This window comes from Lysinibacillus parviboronicapiens, assembly GCF_003049575.1.
GTDB classification, from domain to species: Bacteria; Bacillota; Bacilli; order Bacillales_A; family Planococcaceae; genus Lysinibacillus; species Lysinibacillus parviboronicapiens.
In genome coordinates, this window is sequence record NZ_PYWI01000001.1 from 306,872 (window position 1) to 321,561 (window position 14,690).

Below are 14,690 nucleotides of genomic sequence, written 5' to 3' on the forward strand. Positions count from 1 at the left end.
ATAATTTCTTCAATAACTTATGAAGGTTTTAATAATTGAAATTGAATTTCTTTAATTTATTTATGAAATAAGAAATTAGAGCATGGAAAATTAAAATCTCTTCCCTACTTATATTTGTATTAATCTATAATAATTCAAAATAAGGGGGCTATCATTTTGATTAAAAGGTTCTCACTGAGGTAGAATCAAAATATACCCAATAAAAGGGAGTGAAAAATGTGGTCAATATTATAGATACTTGGTTTACTGTAAAAGAAATTGACAAAAATACATTTGCAATAAGTGAATATGGGCATTGGGAAAAAGTCCATTCATTTTTGTTAATTGGAGAAGAGAAGTCAGTTTTAATTGATACTGGATTAGGCATTGATAATATAAAAAGGATTAGCAATCAATTAACATCATTGCCTATAATCGTCCTAACGACACATGTTCATTGGGATCATATTGGTAGTCATGGGGAGTTTGAAAATATTTATGTGCACCAAGAAGAAGTAGATTGGCTGAGAAATGGTATAAAAAAATTATCTATTGCGCAAATAAGAAAAGATATAAGTCGCGATATTACACTACCAACTCCTGAAACATTTAACCCGGAAACATATCTACCATTTCAAGGACACCCCACAGGTATCTTACAGGATGGGGATATGATTGATATTGGAGACAGAAAATTAACGATCTTTCATACGCCCGGACACTCGCCAGGGCATATTTCTATTTGGGATAGAAAAAATGGCTATTTATTTACTGGTGATTTACTTTACGATAAAACACCTATTTATGCTTTTTTTCCAACAACTAATCCAGTTGATTTAGTTAATTCCTTAGAAAAAATATCGAATATTCCGAATATAAATCGCGTATTTGGCTCACATAATACATTGGGACTTGATTCTGCCATTTTAATAGAAGTAAAAAATGCAGTTGAAACATTAAGAAAGAACGACCTTGTTAAATTTGGGACAGGAATTCATAAATTTAAAGGATTCAGTGTACAGTTTTAATGAAAATTTTTAAACTGTGTTGAAGCGAGGACGATTCGTTCATAACTACAAAAGCGTGGTACAAAAACAACTGTTTTCGTACCACGCTTTATTAAGCAATTTTTATTCACTTATTTGCTGTAATTTATTTCTCCATCCAAAACTATCTGATATTTTTATTCTTAAATAGAGAATCAGGTTTCAGGTTTATAGTTCCCCTGCTTTTAATTTCGCGTGCCAGTCTTTTAAGAATGGAATATCTTCTTCTTTAATAGCGCCTGATTCGTTTGCTGCTTCAATTAAATAATCGAAGTTTGTTAATGATACATATTGAATCCCTGCTTCATCAAAGGCTTGCTCAGCACGTGGTAGATTGTAAGTGTAGACACAAACAACGCCTAATACTTCACAACCTGCTGCACGTAAAGCTTCAACTGCTGTAATCGAGGAACCACCTGTCGAAACAATATCTTCGACAACTATAACTTTTTGACCTGTAGCGTATTTACCTTCGATTTGGTTGCCACGACCATGCTCCTTTGCTTTAGAGCGCACGTAGACCATTGGCAAGTCTAAAATATCACTTACCCATGCTGCATGTGGGATACCAGCTGTTGCTGTGCCCGCTACAACTTCTGTTCCTGCAAAATTTTCTTTAATTAGCGATGCAAGACCATTTGCTAACTGCTTACGGATGACAGGATCAGAGATTGTAAGACGTGTATCACAGTAAATCGGTGATTTAATGCCTGATGCCCATGTGAATAACTCTGTTGGATTTAATTCGACCGCGCCTACCTTCAACATGGCGTGTGCGATTTCGTTTTGTAATGTTGTCATATTTATGCCTCCCATAATTCGCTTACGATTTTATATGCTGCCACTGGATCTTGTGCCCCTGTTACGGCACGACCGACTACGATTAATGATGATCCATCATGTTTTGCACCATATGGTGTAGCGATGCGTTTTTGATCATGGGCATCACCACCTGCTAAACGAATACCAGGTGTAACACGTAAGAAATTTTCACCACAAGTTTCTGCAATCGCTTTTGCTTCATGCACCGAGCAGACAACGCCATTTAAACCAGCTTGTTGCGTCAATCTTGCATAGTGTAATACGGATTCCTGTAGTGATAAAGCAATTTTTTGCTCTGTCTGCATTTGCTCTTCAGTTGTCGATGTAAGTTGTGTCACTGCAATTAATGCCGCGCGTTCACGTCCTACTGGTGTACCCGCTTCAAGACCTTCAATGGCAGCTTCCATCATGGGACGCCCACCTGCAGCATGGACATTTACTAAATCTACACCTAGTTTCGCTAAACCCTTCATCGCAGAGCCAACTGTGTTTGGAATATCATGGAGCTTTAAATCCAAGAAAATATCATGTCCTAATGCCTTCACTTTTCGCACAATATCTGGACCTTCCTGCATATATAATTCCATGCCAATTTTCACGAAAAGTGGCTCATTAAAATGTTTTAAAAACTTGAAAACTTCTGCTTCCCCTGGAAAATCAAGTGCAAGTATTGGTTTGTTATTCATTAACGGTGGCTCCTTCCGATAATATCTGAAATATGCTCTACACCCAATGCGTCAAGTTTTGCTGGTAATTCCTCAATAATGTTCGGGCATACGAAATGATCTACAAAGTTAGCTGTCCCAACTGCAACTGCCGCTGCTCCTGCTGACATAAAATCAATGACATCCTGTGCTTCGCTTACGCCACCCATGCCAATGATTGGAATATTGACTGCTTTATATACTTCATAAACCATACGAATAGCAACTGGCTTCACTGCTGGACCTGATAAACCGCCAGTACCATTTGCAATTACAGGCTTTCCTGTTCGTTCATGTAGTCTCATACCAATTAGTGTGTTAATCATTGTAATACCATCTGCACCGCCTGCTTCAACTGCCTTCGCAATATCTACAATATTCGTAACGTTGGGCGATAATTTTACGTAGACAGGTACTTCAGATACGGCCTTCACCGCAGCCACAAGCTCACGTGCTGTTTGCGGATCGGTCCCGAATTGAATACCTCCACATTTCACATTTGGGCAGGAAATATTAAGCTCAAGCGCTTTGACATTTGGCGCAGCTGAAATACGGCGTGCCACTTCCACATAATCTGCGGTTTCAGTACCAGCTACATTCGCAATAATAGGTACATCATAGCCCTCTAAAAATTTTAATTCTTCATTCATTACTTTATCAATACCTGGGTTTTGTAAGCCAATTGCATTAAGCATACCTGCTGCTGTTTCCGCTACACGCGGTGTGGGATTACCTGGGCGCGTTTCTACTGTTGTTGCTTTAATCATAATAGCGCCGAGCTTTGATAAATCATAAAGTTGAGCATATTCACGCCCGAAGCCGAAGCACCCTGACGCTGGCATAATTGGATTTTTTAAATCTAAGCCTGGTAACTGGATATTTAAACGACTCATAATGCCACCGTACCTTTCGGGAAAACTGGACCGTCAGAACATACTTTGACATAGTCTTTTTCAATTTGATTTGTTGTTTTACATACACATGCGAAGCAAGCACCAATACCGCAGCCCATACGCTCTTCAAATGATAAATAGCCTTCTTTTTCAGGGTAGAAACCTTCTAGTGCTTTTAACATAGGTAGCGGACCACAAGAATAAAATACATCAAATTCAGGTGCGCGTGACTCTAACACAGTTGTGACAAAGCCTTTTGTACCTTTCGAGCCATCCACTGTCACATAGTGTGTTTCACCTAGTGCTGTGAATTCCTCCTCATAGAAACAAACATCCTCCGTTTGGAAACCTAACACATGAATTGTTTTGACACCGCGCGCATTTAGTTGTTTTGACAGCTCATGTAATGGAGGTACACCGATACCACCACCAACTAACAGTGCCGTGCCACCTTCTTTCACTGCATCTACAGGGAAGCCATTTCCAATCGGTCCAAGTACATTTACTAGCTGTCCTTCACGGTTTGTCGCTAAAACTTTAGTGCCGCGACCTTCCGCACGATAAATCATTGTAAATTCACTGCTGTCTTTGTCTATGTTAGCAATACTGATTGGTCGACGTAAAAGCGGCTCCAATGAATCAGACACCTTTACATGGACAAACTGGCCAGGAGTCATATCCTGCACCAGTTCTCCATGAAGGGTCAATTCGAAAATGTTTGTCGCAATTTGCTTTTGAGAGACGACCGTCATTTTCTCTTGACGAATCATATTAGTGTACTACCTCCGCTTTTGGCATTTGTTCTGCTGTGAATGTCATCGATTCGATAACACGCAGCATTGCTTCTGCTGTATCGAGTGAAGTTAAGCAAGGTACGCCGTTTTCTACAGACTCACGACGGATACGAAAGCCATCACGGGCAGGTTGCTTACCTTTTGTTAATGTGTTTACGACTAACTGTGCTTCACCATTTTGAATTAAATCTAGTAAAGTTTGTCCTTTTGCACCGATTTTACCAACTACATCCGTACGCACACCAGCTGCTTCAAAGCTTAGTGCTGTACCTTCTGTTGCCACGATGCGGTAACCTACTGTTGAGAAACGTTTTGCCAGTGCAATTGCTTCATCTTTATCTTTGTCGGACACTGTGAATAATACGGTGCCTTCTGTACGAATCTCCATACCAGCAGCAACTAAGCCTTTATAAAGAGCTTTTTCTAATGTTGCATCTTTGCCCATTACTTCCCCTGTTGATTTCATTTCAGGGCCTAATGTAATGTCAACGCGGCGTAATTTTGCGAATGAGAATACTGGTACTTTCACAAATACACCTTTTTGCTCAGCCGCTAAGCCTGTTGGGTAGCCTTGTTCCACGATGGATTTACCAAGAATCGCTTTAGTGGCAATATTGGCCATTGGAATATTTGTAATTTTACTTAAGAATGGGACTGTACGAGATGAACGTGGGTTAACCTCGATTACGAACACTTCCCCTTGTGAAATGACATATTGTATATTCATTAAACCTACAATGCCCAGACCTTTAGCTAGACGTGTTGTATAATCCACTAATGTATCTTTTTGTGCCTGTGTTAATTTTTGTGGTGGATAGACAGAAATCGAGTCACCCGAGTGAACCCCTGCACGTTCGATATGCTCCATAATCCCCGGAATTAACACATTTTCACCGTCGCAAATTGCATCAACTTCGATTTCATTCCCTGTTAAATAACGGTCTACAAGTACAGGATGATCTGGAGATGCTTCTACTGCATTTTCCATATAGTGTTGAAGTTCTTCTTCGTTATAAACAATTTCCATTGCACGTCCACCAAGTACATAAGAAGGACGAACAAGTACTGGGAAGCCAATTTCCTTGCCAATCACAAGCGCTTCCTCAGCTGAAGTAGCTGTTTTACCAAGCGGCTGTGGAATGCCAATTTCATGTAATGCTTGCTCGAACTTATCACGGTTTTCAGCACGATCGATGTCTTGTAAAGTTGTACCTAAAATTTTCACACCGTTTTCTTCTAACTTGTCAGCAAGATTAATTGCTGTTTGACCACCGAACTGCACTACAACCCCAATTGGTTGCTCAAGATCAATGATGTGCATTACGTCTTCGATTGTTAATGGCTCGAAGTATAACTTATCTGAAATCGAGAAGTCCGTTGATACGGTTTCTGGGTTTGAATTGATAATAATAGCTTCGTAACCAGCTTCCTGAATTGCCCATACAGAGTGTACTGTTGCATAGTCGAACTCTACCCCTTGCCCAATACGGATTGGACCTGAACCAAGAACGATTACTGATGGCTTATCAGATTTGATAGATTCATTTTCTTCTTCGTATGTGCCGTAGAAGTATGGTGTTTCCGATTCGAATTCTGCTGCACATGTATCAACCATTTTGTAGACAGGAATTATGCCATTTTCTTTACGATAAGCGTAAATAGTTGCTTCATTTGTATCCCAAAGTTCCGCGACTTTTTTGTCCGCAAAGCCAAGACGTTTTGCTGTGCGTAATACCTCTTTATCGTTTTTATGGTCAGCAAGTATTTGCTCCATATCTACGATGTTCTTGAATTTATTTAAGAAGAATAAGTCAATGGCAGACCATTCATGAATTTGCTCGATTGTCACACCACGACGAAGTGCTTCTCCAATGAAGAATAAACGCTCATCACCTGCTTTACGGATACGTTTTTCAATCCAAGAATCCGAATTGTCTTCTGCGTGTTTCAGCTCTAAATGTACTTGACCTGTTTCAAGAGAACGAACTGCTTTCAGCATCGCTTCCTCAAATGTACGGCCTAGTGCCATTACTTCGCCAGTTGCTTTCATTTGCGTACCTAGATTACGTTTTGCTGATTCAAATTTATCGAATGGCCAGCGTGGAATTTTCGCTACGATGTAATCAAGTGCTGGTTCAAAACAAGCATAAGTCGAACCTGTTACAGGGTTTTTAATTTCATCTAATGTTAGGCCAACAGCAATTTTTGCCGCAAGTTTGGCGATTGGGTAACCTGTTGCTTTTGACGCTAATGCCGAAGATCGTGATACACGTGGGTTTACTTCAATTACATAGTAATTAAAGCTATATGGATCAAGAGCTAACTGTACGTTACAACCACCTTCGATTTTCAATGCACGAATAATATCTAGTGAAATATTACGTAGCATTTGGTTTTCACGGTCTGATAATGTTTGTGTCGGTGCCACTACGATAGAGTCACCTGTATGAATACCCACTGGGTCAACGTTTTCCATGTTACATACGACGATGGCATTATCCGCAGCATCACGCATTACTTCATATTCAATCTCTTTATAGCCAGCGATTGATTTTTCCAGTAAACATTGTGTTACTGGAGAATATTTCAATCCTGATGTTACGATTTCTTCTAGGTCTTGGTCATTGTAGCAAATACCGCCGCCTGTACCGCCAAGTGTAAATGCCGGACGTACGATTACTGGGTAGCCAATGCGCGCTACTAATGCTTTTGCTTCTGTCATGTTATGGATAATGTCTGACTCAGGTACTGGAGCACCAAGTTCATACATTAAGTTACGGAATAAATCACGGTCTTCTGCTTTATGAATGGCATCTAATTTTGTTCCTAAAATTTCGATGTTCAATTCGTTTAAAATACCCGATTCGTCTAACTCGATGGCCATGTTTAGACCTGTTTGACCACCTAGCGTTGGCAGGATTGCATCTGGACGTTCTTTACGTAAAATACGTGATACGAATTCAAGTGTAATTGGCTCGATGTATACTTTGTCTGCAATTTCAGTATCTGTCATGATTGTCGCAGGATTTGAGTTAATTAAAATAACACGGTAGCCTTCTTCTTTTAATGACAGACAAGCTTGTGTTCCTGCGTAGTCAAATTCTGCTGCTTGTCCGATTACGATTGGGCCTGACCCGATTACTAAAATAGTTTCTATATCTGTACGTTTAGGCATGTTGTTTCCCCTTCCCTGCTTCTACTTCCATCATTTCGATAAATTCATCAAATAAGTGATTTGAATCTTCTGGACCTGGTGATGCTTCTGGGTGATATTGCACTGTGAAGATTGGGTATTTCTTATGGCGAACCCCTTCACAAGTACCATCATTTAATGCGATATGTGTTAATTCTAAATCTGTGTCTTTTAAAGAATCGATGTCGACTGCATAGCCGTGATTTTGCGATGTTAAATCTGTACGTCCTGTACGTAAATCTTTTACTGGATGGTTACCTCCGCGGTGACCGAATGGTAATTTGAATGACTTCGCACCACTTGCTAATGAGAAGATTTGGTGACCTAGGCAAATACCGAACATTGGCACTTTTCCGATTAAATTGCGCACTGTTTCGATGCCTTCTTCAACATCCTCTGGGTTACCAGGGCCGTTTGACAGCATAATGCCATCTGGATGCCATGCTAAAATTTCTTCTGCTGGTGTATTGTAAGGTACAACAAGTACGTCACAGTCGCGTTTATTTAACTCACGCAGAATACCGTGCTTCATTCCATAGTCGATTAACACAACTCGCTTGCCACGACCTGGTGATGGATAAGCAGCTTTTGGTGTTACTTCACGAACATGATGTGTAATCGCTGGTGTAGTTTGAAGCTTTGCTACAATTTCCTCAACATTTACTTCTTCGTCCGCCGCAGTCAAAATAGCTTTTACTGAACCTTTGTTACGAATAATACGTGTTAATTTACGTGTGTCGATGCCTTCAATCCCAGGAATATCCTTTGATGTTAAGTACTCGTCTACAGTTAAATCACATCGGAAGTTTGAGGGTATTTTTGCTAACTCACGTACAACGAAGCCGCGAATTGCTGGTGTAATCGATTCGAAATCATCACGGTTAATACCGTAGTTACCGATTAATGGGTATGTTAACGTTACAATTTGTCCGTAGAACGAAGGATCTGAAATTGTTTCCTGATAACCTGTCATGCCTGTCGTGAACACAACCTCTCCTTGTGAAGCGCGCTCACTACCGAACGCTGTACCTGTGAATACTGTGCCATCTTCTAAAATAAGTAAACGTTTTTTCATTACTCTGCCTCCTGGTATACGATATTACCTTCAAAAATTGTTACAACCGGCCAACCCTTAGCCGCCCAGCCATTGAATGGTGTATTACGGCCTTTTGATACAAAACCTTCTGCATCAATTGTTTGTTCTTTCGTTAAATCAATTAAAATCATGTCTGCAGAAGCACCCACTTCTAATGTGCCATATGGTAAGTCAAAAATTTGTGCTGCCTTGACAGTCATCCAATCGATCAATTGCTTTAATGTCCACTTACCCGTTTCTACAAATTGTGTGTAGAGCAGTGGGAAAGCTGTTTCAAAACCTACAATACCAAATGGTGCACCCACCATGCCGCAGCATTTTTCTTCTACTGTATGTGGTGCATGATCTGTTGCGATGCAGTCAATCGTGCCATCTAGTAACGCTGCATGTAGGGAGTCTTTGTCATCTAGTCCACGTAATGGTGGGTTCATTTTCCAGTTTGCATCATCTGATGGGATGTCCATTTCTTCAAGTAATAAGTGATGCGGACAAACTTCTGCTGTTACGCGTATACCCGCTGCTTTTGCATCACGTACTGCGCGCACAGATTCCTTCGTTGATACATGACAGACGTGATAACGTGCATCTGCTGCTTCTGCAAGGAGAACGTCACGTGCAATTTGTACAGATTCACAAATCGACGGAATTCCTGGTAAACCTAGTTCAACATTGCGTTTGCCTTCATGCATAACGCCGTCGTAAATCAGTGAGTTATCTTCACAGTGTGCCACTACGACCATATCGTGCTTTGCAGCCTCTTTCATTTGTTCATACATTGTCGAAGCTAGTTGGATGCCTACACCATCATCGGAAAATGCTACAGCGCCTTGAGCTTTTAACTCCTCAATGCTAGTACGAACTTCACCTGAAATATCCTTTGTTAAGGAACCATATGGTAATACGCGAATTATTGCGCTTTCCTTAATTAAGCCGTTAATTAGTTGCATATTTTCAACTGAATCAGGTACAGGCTTCGTATTTGGCATGGCACAGATTGTTGTGAAACCGCCCTTTGCTGCTGAAGCCGAGCCTGTTGCAATTGTTTCCTTATGTTCAAAACCTGGCTCTCGCAAATGTGTGTGAACATCGACAAATCCTGGTGCTACAACCAATCCATGTCCCTCGATGATTGTTGCGCCGTCTACATTTACATTTTGTCCTATTGCAGTAATTTGCCCATCAGCCATGGCGATATTTACTGTTTCAAGTTCGCCCTGTTCGTTTAACATTTGTACATTTCGAAGTACTTTTGCCATATTATTCTCTCTCCTTTAAAATGGTTTCAACAATTGCCATTCGAGTGAATACACCGTTGCGCACTTGATCAAAAATTCGAGAACGCTTGCACTCTACTAGCTCTGACACTATTTCTACATCGCGGTTAACTGGTGCTGGATGCATAATAATCGCTCTATCTTTCATTTGTTTTTCACGTTCAATCGTTAAACCATACTTTTCATGATATTCTTCTTTTGAAAAGCTTTTGTTAACCTTATGACGCTCATGTTGTACACGAAGTAACATAATGACATCACTTATTTCGATTAAATCATCCCAAGAGTGGTGGGCTTCAAAGCTACCTGTCCATTCTTCTGGACATAGGAAGTGAACATTTGCTCCTAAACGCCGTAATGCAGTAGCATTTGATTTTGCAACGCGGCTATGTGAGATATCACCAGCAATCGTAATATTCAACCCTTCAAAAGATCCAAACTCTTTTTTTATTGTGTAAAGGTCAAGTAGTGATTGCGAGGGATGTTGGCCTGCGCCATCGCCTGCGTTAATAATCGCAACGTTAATGCCTTCAAGCAGTTCATTGTAATACTCATCCTCTTTTGCTCGAATGACCACTGCATCCATACCAATCATTTCCAATGTCTTTACTGTATCATACATTGTTTCTCCCTTTGTTACGCTGGAAAAGCTAGCATCAAACGGAATAACTGTACAGCCAACTTTGCGCTCTGCCATTTCAAAGCTCGTTTTCGTACGCGTACTTGGTTCAAAAAATAAGTTTGCTACGTTGTAGGTGCGAGATAACGATGATGCTTCTCCATTTTCAAAAGCATGCGCACGATTTAGGATGTTGTTAATTTCTTCAGTTGTTAAATATTCCATCGATAATAAGTCCTTCATCATGTACCTCCGTAAGGTTGTGTGTCATGAACGCCTATGTAGGACGTTCTTCATTATCCTACTCGCTGAATAACCTTCCAATTTGCCTCGGCGTATTTGAACCCACATCATAAATCTTCTTTGCATAATTAATGACTTTTTTAATTTACTTGGGTCCCTACGTTTTTGCGTAAAAATTATTCAGCAAGATGAATAATATAAAAGCCCCGCTGATGTCATCAACGAGGCATAAGGAGGCGTGACAAGTTAAAGTTAGAACGCATTCAAACTTTTACCTTGTCCACATCTTCCCCTTTTTTGCCTCTCTGGACAATTCATTAAAAGGTACTGCTTATTTAATTAATCATAGTTCGCAACTTCTTTATCTCGTCCCGGTAATGCTAGGTTTAAAATGACACCTATAATTGCGGCTAATGCCATACCTTCAATGGCGAAGGAATCAGTAAATTTAAGCGCCGCGCCGCCTATTCCGACTACTAAGATCACAGATGCAATAACCATGTTACGATTATTACCAAAGTCTACGTTGTTTTCAACAAGCATGCGTAGACCACTTGAAGCGATAATACCAAACAATAAGATTGAAATCCCACCAAGAACTGCTGTCGGTATTGTCGAAATTAATGCCATTGCTTTCCCGAAGAATGATACGACAATCGCAATGACTGCTGCTCCCATGATAACATACACGGAGTAAACACGAGTGATTGCTAACACACCAATATTTTCGCCGTATGTTGTTTTTGGTGGCCCACCGATAAAGGAACTTACTAACGTTCCTAAACCATCCCCTAAAATTGAGCGATGAAGACCAGGATCTTTTATATAATTGCGGTTAACGACTTTCCCTAAAACTAACTGGTGCCCAATATGTTCAGAAATTGTCACGATAACAATCGGTACCATTGCAAGTAAAATTTTAGCTGTAATATTGAATTCATAATCCACGCCAGGAATTAAGAAGTCCGGTAAAGCGAAAAATGTTGCTTCTTTTACTGGTGTGAAATCAATAATTCCGATGATGACTGAATAAATATATCCCACAATAAGTCCCATCAGGATTGGCATCGCACTTAAAATATTCTTGAAATATACTGTGAAAATAATGGCTGCAAATAATGTTACAAGCGCTGCTGTGAAGTGAAGGAAATTATATTCCCCGTCCACGTTCATCGCCATATTTACTGCTGTACCCGACAATCCTAAACCAATTACGATTATAACTGGTGCTACTACAATCGGAGGCAGTAAGCGCATTAACCACTTATACCCTGTTCTCCATATTAATAAAGATACTATACCGTACACTAAGCCGACCGCCATTGCGCCTATCATCGCGTTTCCTGGACTTACACTTGCACCATCTTCAGTTAAACCATTAGCAGCAATTAAAATCGGTGAAATAAAGGCGAATGATGAACCTAAGTAAGCTGGTACTTTAAACTGCGTGACTAATAAGAATATAAGTGTTGCAATCCCACTTGTTAAAAGCGCAATTGCTGGGCTAAGTCCTACAAGTTGAGGTACTAAGATCGTTGACCCAAACATGGCAAACATATGCTGGAAACTTAATGTCACCAATTGTATGGGGGTTGGTTTATCATTAATATCTAATACTGCCTTTGACATATGGTTTCCTCACTTTATAGTTAATCTTCTTTATAAATTGTGACGCAATCTTCTCCATCTACCTCTTGTAAATGCACTACGATACGTTCAGTACCTGAAGTTGGTACATTTTTTCCAACATAGTCTGCTCGAATCGGTAGTTCTCGGTGTCCTCTATCGATCAGTACTGCTAGTTGAATTTGTGCAGGTCGTCCTAAATCCATTACTGCATCGAGTGCAGCGCGTACTGTACGTCCTGTATATAAGACATCATCGACTAAAATAATTTTTTGATTTGCTACAACGTATTCAATATCTACCTGTTCAACATGTGCCTGTTCGTTCTCATGCTTTGTCGATAAATCATCACGGTATAAAGTTATATCTAGCTCCCCTGTACGGATAGCTTTACCTTCAATTTTTTCAATACGTTCTGCTAAGCGTCTTGCTAGAAAAGCTCCACGCGTTTTAATGCCCACCAAAATACATTCATCAATACCTTTATTACGTTCAATTATTTCATGTGCAATGCGTGTTAATGCTCTTGTCATAGATGGGCCGTCTAATAACTCATTTTTTGTCACTATTGTTTCCTCCCCTCTTCTTATGTATTGTTGGCCATGTGTCCATTAACGAAACTTACATTGTCAGGAATTCTTTTTCATCCTGCCGATTATCATTAGTTAACAAATCAGGGTTTCGCGTTTGTTGCATGGAATTAAAAAACCTCTCGAGGCGAATAGCCTGAGAGGGTTATATACGTGTTCAAATAGCATGTTGAAAAATTTGCAGCACAAATTTTTGCAACACTATCACATGTACCTTCTCAGCCTCTCTGGACTGTTCTTAAAGGTGAATATTTAGTTAAGTTTTCATTCACTTTCGTTAGTATAGACCTTCTTTAAATATCCGTCAATGGTTATTTCTTAATTCAGCTAATAATTGCACATAATCAGCAGGAAGTGGTGCTTCATACTCCATATACTCACCAGACGTAGGATGATCAAATCCTAGTATACCCGCATGCAATACTTGTCCACCAAAATCAATGGTCTTTTTCGGTCCATATTTTGGATCTCCAACAAGGGGGTACCCTATATATTTCATATGCACACGAATTTGATGTGTTCGCCCTGTCTCTAGGCGACATTCTACAAGCGTGTAATCACCAAATCGTTCAGTTACTTGGAAATGTGTCACTGCATGTTTGCCATTATCCACAACCGCTTGTTTCTGTCTGTCTTTTTGGTCACGTCCGATTGGAGCATCGATCGTCCCTTTATCGTGTGCGATATGCCCATGTACAAGGGCCGTATATTTACGAGTTACGGTTTTTTTCACCAGCTGATCAACTAATGATTCGTGTGCCGTATCATTTTTTGCAACCATTAATAAACCCGATGTGTCCTTATCGATTCGATGCACAATGCCTGGACGCATTACACCATTAATGCCCGATAAATCTTTGCAATGATACATCAATCCATTTACGAGTGTGCCTGTCAAATGACCTGGTGCCGGATGAACGACCATCCCCTTCGGCTTGTTGACAACAAGTACATCCGCATCCTCATAGACGATATCAAGGTCTAAGTTTTCAGCTATTACATCTAAAGGCTCTGCCTCTGGCACAGTAATTTCGACAATATCGCCTGCTTTTACTTTGTACTTCGCTTTTACTATCTCACCATTTACTTTGACAATACCTTCTGAAACCCAATTGCCAATTTGTGTACGTGACCATTCTGTTTGCACAGTTGAAAGCGCCTTATCAATGCGCTCTCCCTGTTGCTGTTCTTCAATTGTATATGTTACTTGCGTCATTGTTTCACCTGTTTCTTTTCTTTTTTATCTTCGATGATTAAACCAATCATTAGGACAACTACAGCAACTGTTAATGCCGCATCTGCAATATTAAAGATAGGGAAATCATAATTCATCACTGGGATTAATACATCAACAAAATCGACTACTTCACCTCTAAATAAACGGTCGATAAAGTTACCTATAGCTCCCCCCAGCAATAGCATTAAGCCCACTTGGAAAATCGGTTTTCCCTTAGCTTCTTTGTGATAAAAGTAAATGATGGCAATAATAACGCCCACTGTCACAATCGTAAACAACCACATTTGTCCTTCTAACATGCCCCATGCTGCCCCTCTATTTCGATGAGATAGAATACCAAACCAAGGGTCCCACACAGAAATACGCTCACCATACTCCATATTTTTCACAATTAGCCATTTTGTCCATTGATCTAAAAGAATCACAAAAGCGGCCAATCCATAATATTTATACACAGCCATTCCTCCGTTCGCTCAACATCTTACCTATTCTACCATAAGAGCCTATATAGGAATAACTAATATATCATGAAAATATTGTTGAAAAAACAATAGGAGCAAGGTCAGCAACGCTC

General features: G+C 40.1%; 13 protein-coding genes. 1 reads left to right on the forward strand and 12 read right to left on the reverse strand.

The features are described 5' to 3' along the window. Positions 1–218 precede the first annotated feature (218 nt). Positions 219–1,007 (forward strand): MBL fold metallo-hydrolase, encoded by a 789-nt coding sequence (locus tag C9J35_RS01480; RefSeq protein WP_107923134.1) that lies wholly within the window; start codon positions 219–221, stop codon positions 1,005–1,007. A 186-nt stretch (positions 1,008–1,193) separates the two neighbouring features. Here the strand turns inward: C9J35_RS01480 and pyrE are convergent, their stop codons facing one another. The 12 genes from pyrE to lspA form a co-directional block, all read right to left on the reverse strand. Continuing rightward, positions 1,194–1,826 carry an orotate phosphoribosyltransferase gene (gene pyrE / locus C9J35_RS01485; protein ID WP_054767113.1) on the reverse strand — a complete coding sequence of 211 codons (633 nt, stop codon included), beginning with the start codon at positions 1,824–1,826 and terminating at the stop codon, positions 1,194–1,196. A gap of 2 nt (positions 1,827–1,828) precedes the next feature. Further along, complete coding sequence (gene pyrF, locus C9J35_RS01490; RefSeq protein ID WP_107923135.1) at positions 1,829–2,533, reverse strand: orotidine-5'-phosphate decarboxylase; 705 nt, start codon at positions 2,531–2,533, stop codon at positions 1,829–1,831. Continuing rightward, entirely contained in the window at positions 2,533–3,444 is a 912-nt protein-coding gene (locus C9J35_RS01495) for a dihydroorotate dehydrogenase (protein WP_107923136.1), read from the reverse strand. Before C9J35_RS01495 ends, pyrF begins: the two co-directional genes overlap by 1 nt. Next, positions 3,441–4,214 carry a dihydroorotate dehydrogenase electron transfer subunit gene (locus C9J35_RS01500; RefSeq protein WP_054767112.1) on the reverse strand — a complete coding sequence of 258 codons (774 nt, stop codon included), beginning with the start codon at positions 4,212–4,214 and terminating at the stop codon, positions 3,441–3,443. Before C9J35_RS01500 ends, C9J35_RS01495 begins: the two co-directional genes overlap by 4 nt. Before the next feature lies 1 nt (position 4,215). Beyond that, on the reverse strand, positions 4,216–7,413 hold the full coding sequence (carB, locus tag C9J35_RS01505; protein ID WP_107923137.1) for a carbamoyl-phosphate synthase large subunit: 3,198 nt from the start codon (positions 7,411–7,413) through the stop codon (positions 4,216–4,218). After that, a complete protein-coding gene (locus tag C9J35_RS01510; protein WP_107923138.1) occupies positions 7,406–8,506 on the reverse strand; it encodes a carbamoyl phosphate synthase small subunit in 1,101 nt (366 codons plus the stop codon). Before C9J35_RS01510 ends, carB begins: the two co-directional genes overlap by 8 nt. Further along, positions 8,506–9,783: a dihydroorotase gene (gene pyrC, locus C9J35_RS01515; RefSeq protein WP_107923139.1), complete on the reverse strand. Its 1,278-nt coding sequence runs from the start codon at positions 9,781–9,783 to the stop codon at positions 8,506–8,508. The genes C9J35_RS01510 and pyrC overlap by 1 nt, the downstream gene beginning before the upstream one ends. A gap of 1 nt (position 9,784) precedes the next feature. Further along, the gene (locus tag C9J35_RS01520) at positions 9,785–10,663 is read right to left on the reverse strand and encodes an aspartate carbamoyltransferase catalytic subunit (protein ID WP_107923140.1); all 879 of its coding nucleotides are present in this window, start codon (positions 10,661–10,663) and stop codon (positions 9,785–9,787) included. 339 nt (positions 10,664–11,002) lie between these two features. Next, a complete protein-coding gene (locus C9J35_RS01525) occupies positions 11,003–12,292 on the reverse strand; it encodes a solute carrier family 23 protein (RefSeq protein WP_054767111.1) in 1,290 nt (429 codons plus the stop codon). A 20-nt stretch (positions 12,293–12,312) separates the two neighbouring features. After that, complete coding sequence (pyrR, locus tag C9J35_RS01530) at positions 12,313–12,855, reverse strand: bifunctional pyr operon transcriptional regulator/uracil phosphoribosyltransferase PyrR (protein WP_420798406.1); 543 nt, start codon at positions 12,853–12,855, stop codon at positions 12,313–12,315. Between the two features lie 328 nt (positions 12,856–13,183). Next, entirely contained in the window at positions 13,184–14,095 is a 912-nt protein-coding gene (locus C9J35_RS01535) for an RluA family pseudouridine synthase (RefSeq protein WP_107923142.1), read from the reverse strand. After that, the gene (gene lspA, locus C9J35_RS01540; RefSeq protein ID WP_010858355.1) at positions 14,092–14,571 is read right to left on the reverse strand and encodes a signal peptidase II; all 480 of its coding nucleotides are present in this window, start codon (positions 14,569–14,571) and stop codon (positions 14,092–14,094) included. Before lspA ends, C9J35_RS01535 begins: the two co-directional genes overlap by 4 nt. Positions 14,572–14,690 lie beyond the last annotated feature (119 nt).

Bases quoted from the DNA above. Each gene is read 5' to 3' on its own strand.
- pyrE (WP_054767113.1), bottom strand. From the start codon at position 1,826: ATGACAACATTACAAAACGAAATCGCACACGCCATGTTGAAGGTAGGC.
- pyrF (WP_107923135.1), bottom strand. From the start codon at position 2,533: ATGAATAACAAACCAATACTTGCACTTGATTTTCCAGGGGAAGCAGAA.
- C9J35_RS01495 (WP_107923136.1), bottom strand. From the start codon at position 3,444: ATGAGTCGTTTAAATATCCAGTTACCAGGCTTAGATTTAAAAAATCCA.
- C9J35_RS01500 (WP_054767112.1), bottom strand. From the start codon at position 4,214: ATGATTCGTCAAGAGAAAATGACGGTCGTCTCTCAAAAGCAAATTGCG.
- carB (WP_107923137.1), bottom strand. From the start codon at position 7,413: ATGCCTAAACGTACAGATATAGAAACTATTTTAGTAATCGGGTCAGGC.
- C9J35_RS01510 (WP_107923138.1), bottom strand. From the start codon at position 8,506: ATGAAAAAACGTTTACTTATTTTAGAAGATGGCACAGTATTCACAGGT.
- pyrC (WP_107923139.1), bottom strand. From the start codon at position 9,783: ATGGCAAAAGTACTTCGAAATGTACAAATGTTAAACGAACAGGGCGAA.
- C9J35_RS01520 (WP_107923140.1), bottom strand. From the start codon at position 10,663: ATGAAGGACTTATTATCGATGGAATATTTAACAACTGAAGAAATTAAC.
- C9J35_RS01525 (WP_054767111.1), bottom strand. From the start codon at position 12,292: ATGTCAAAGGCAGTATTAGATATTAATGATAAACCAACCCCCATACAA.
- C9J35_RS01535 (WP_107923142.1), bottom strand. From the start codon at position 14,095: ATGACGCAAGTAACATATACAATTGAAGAACAGCAACAGGGAGAGCGC.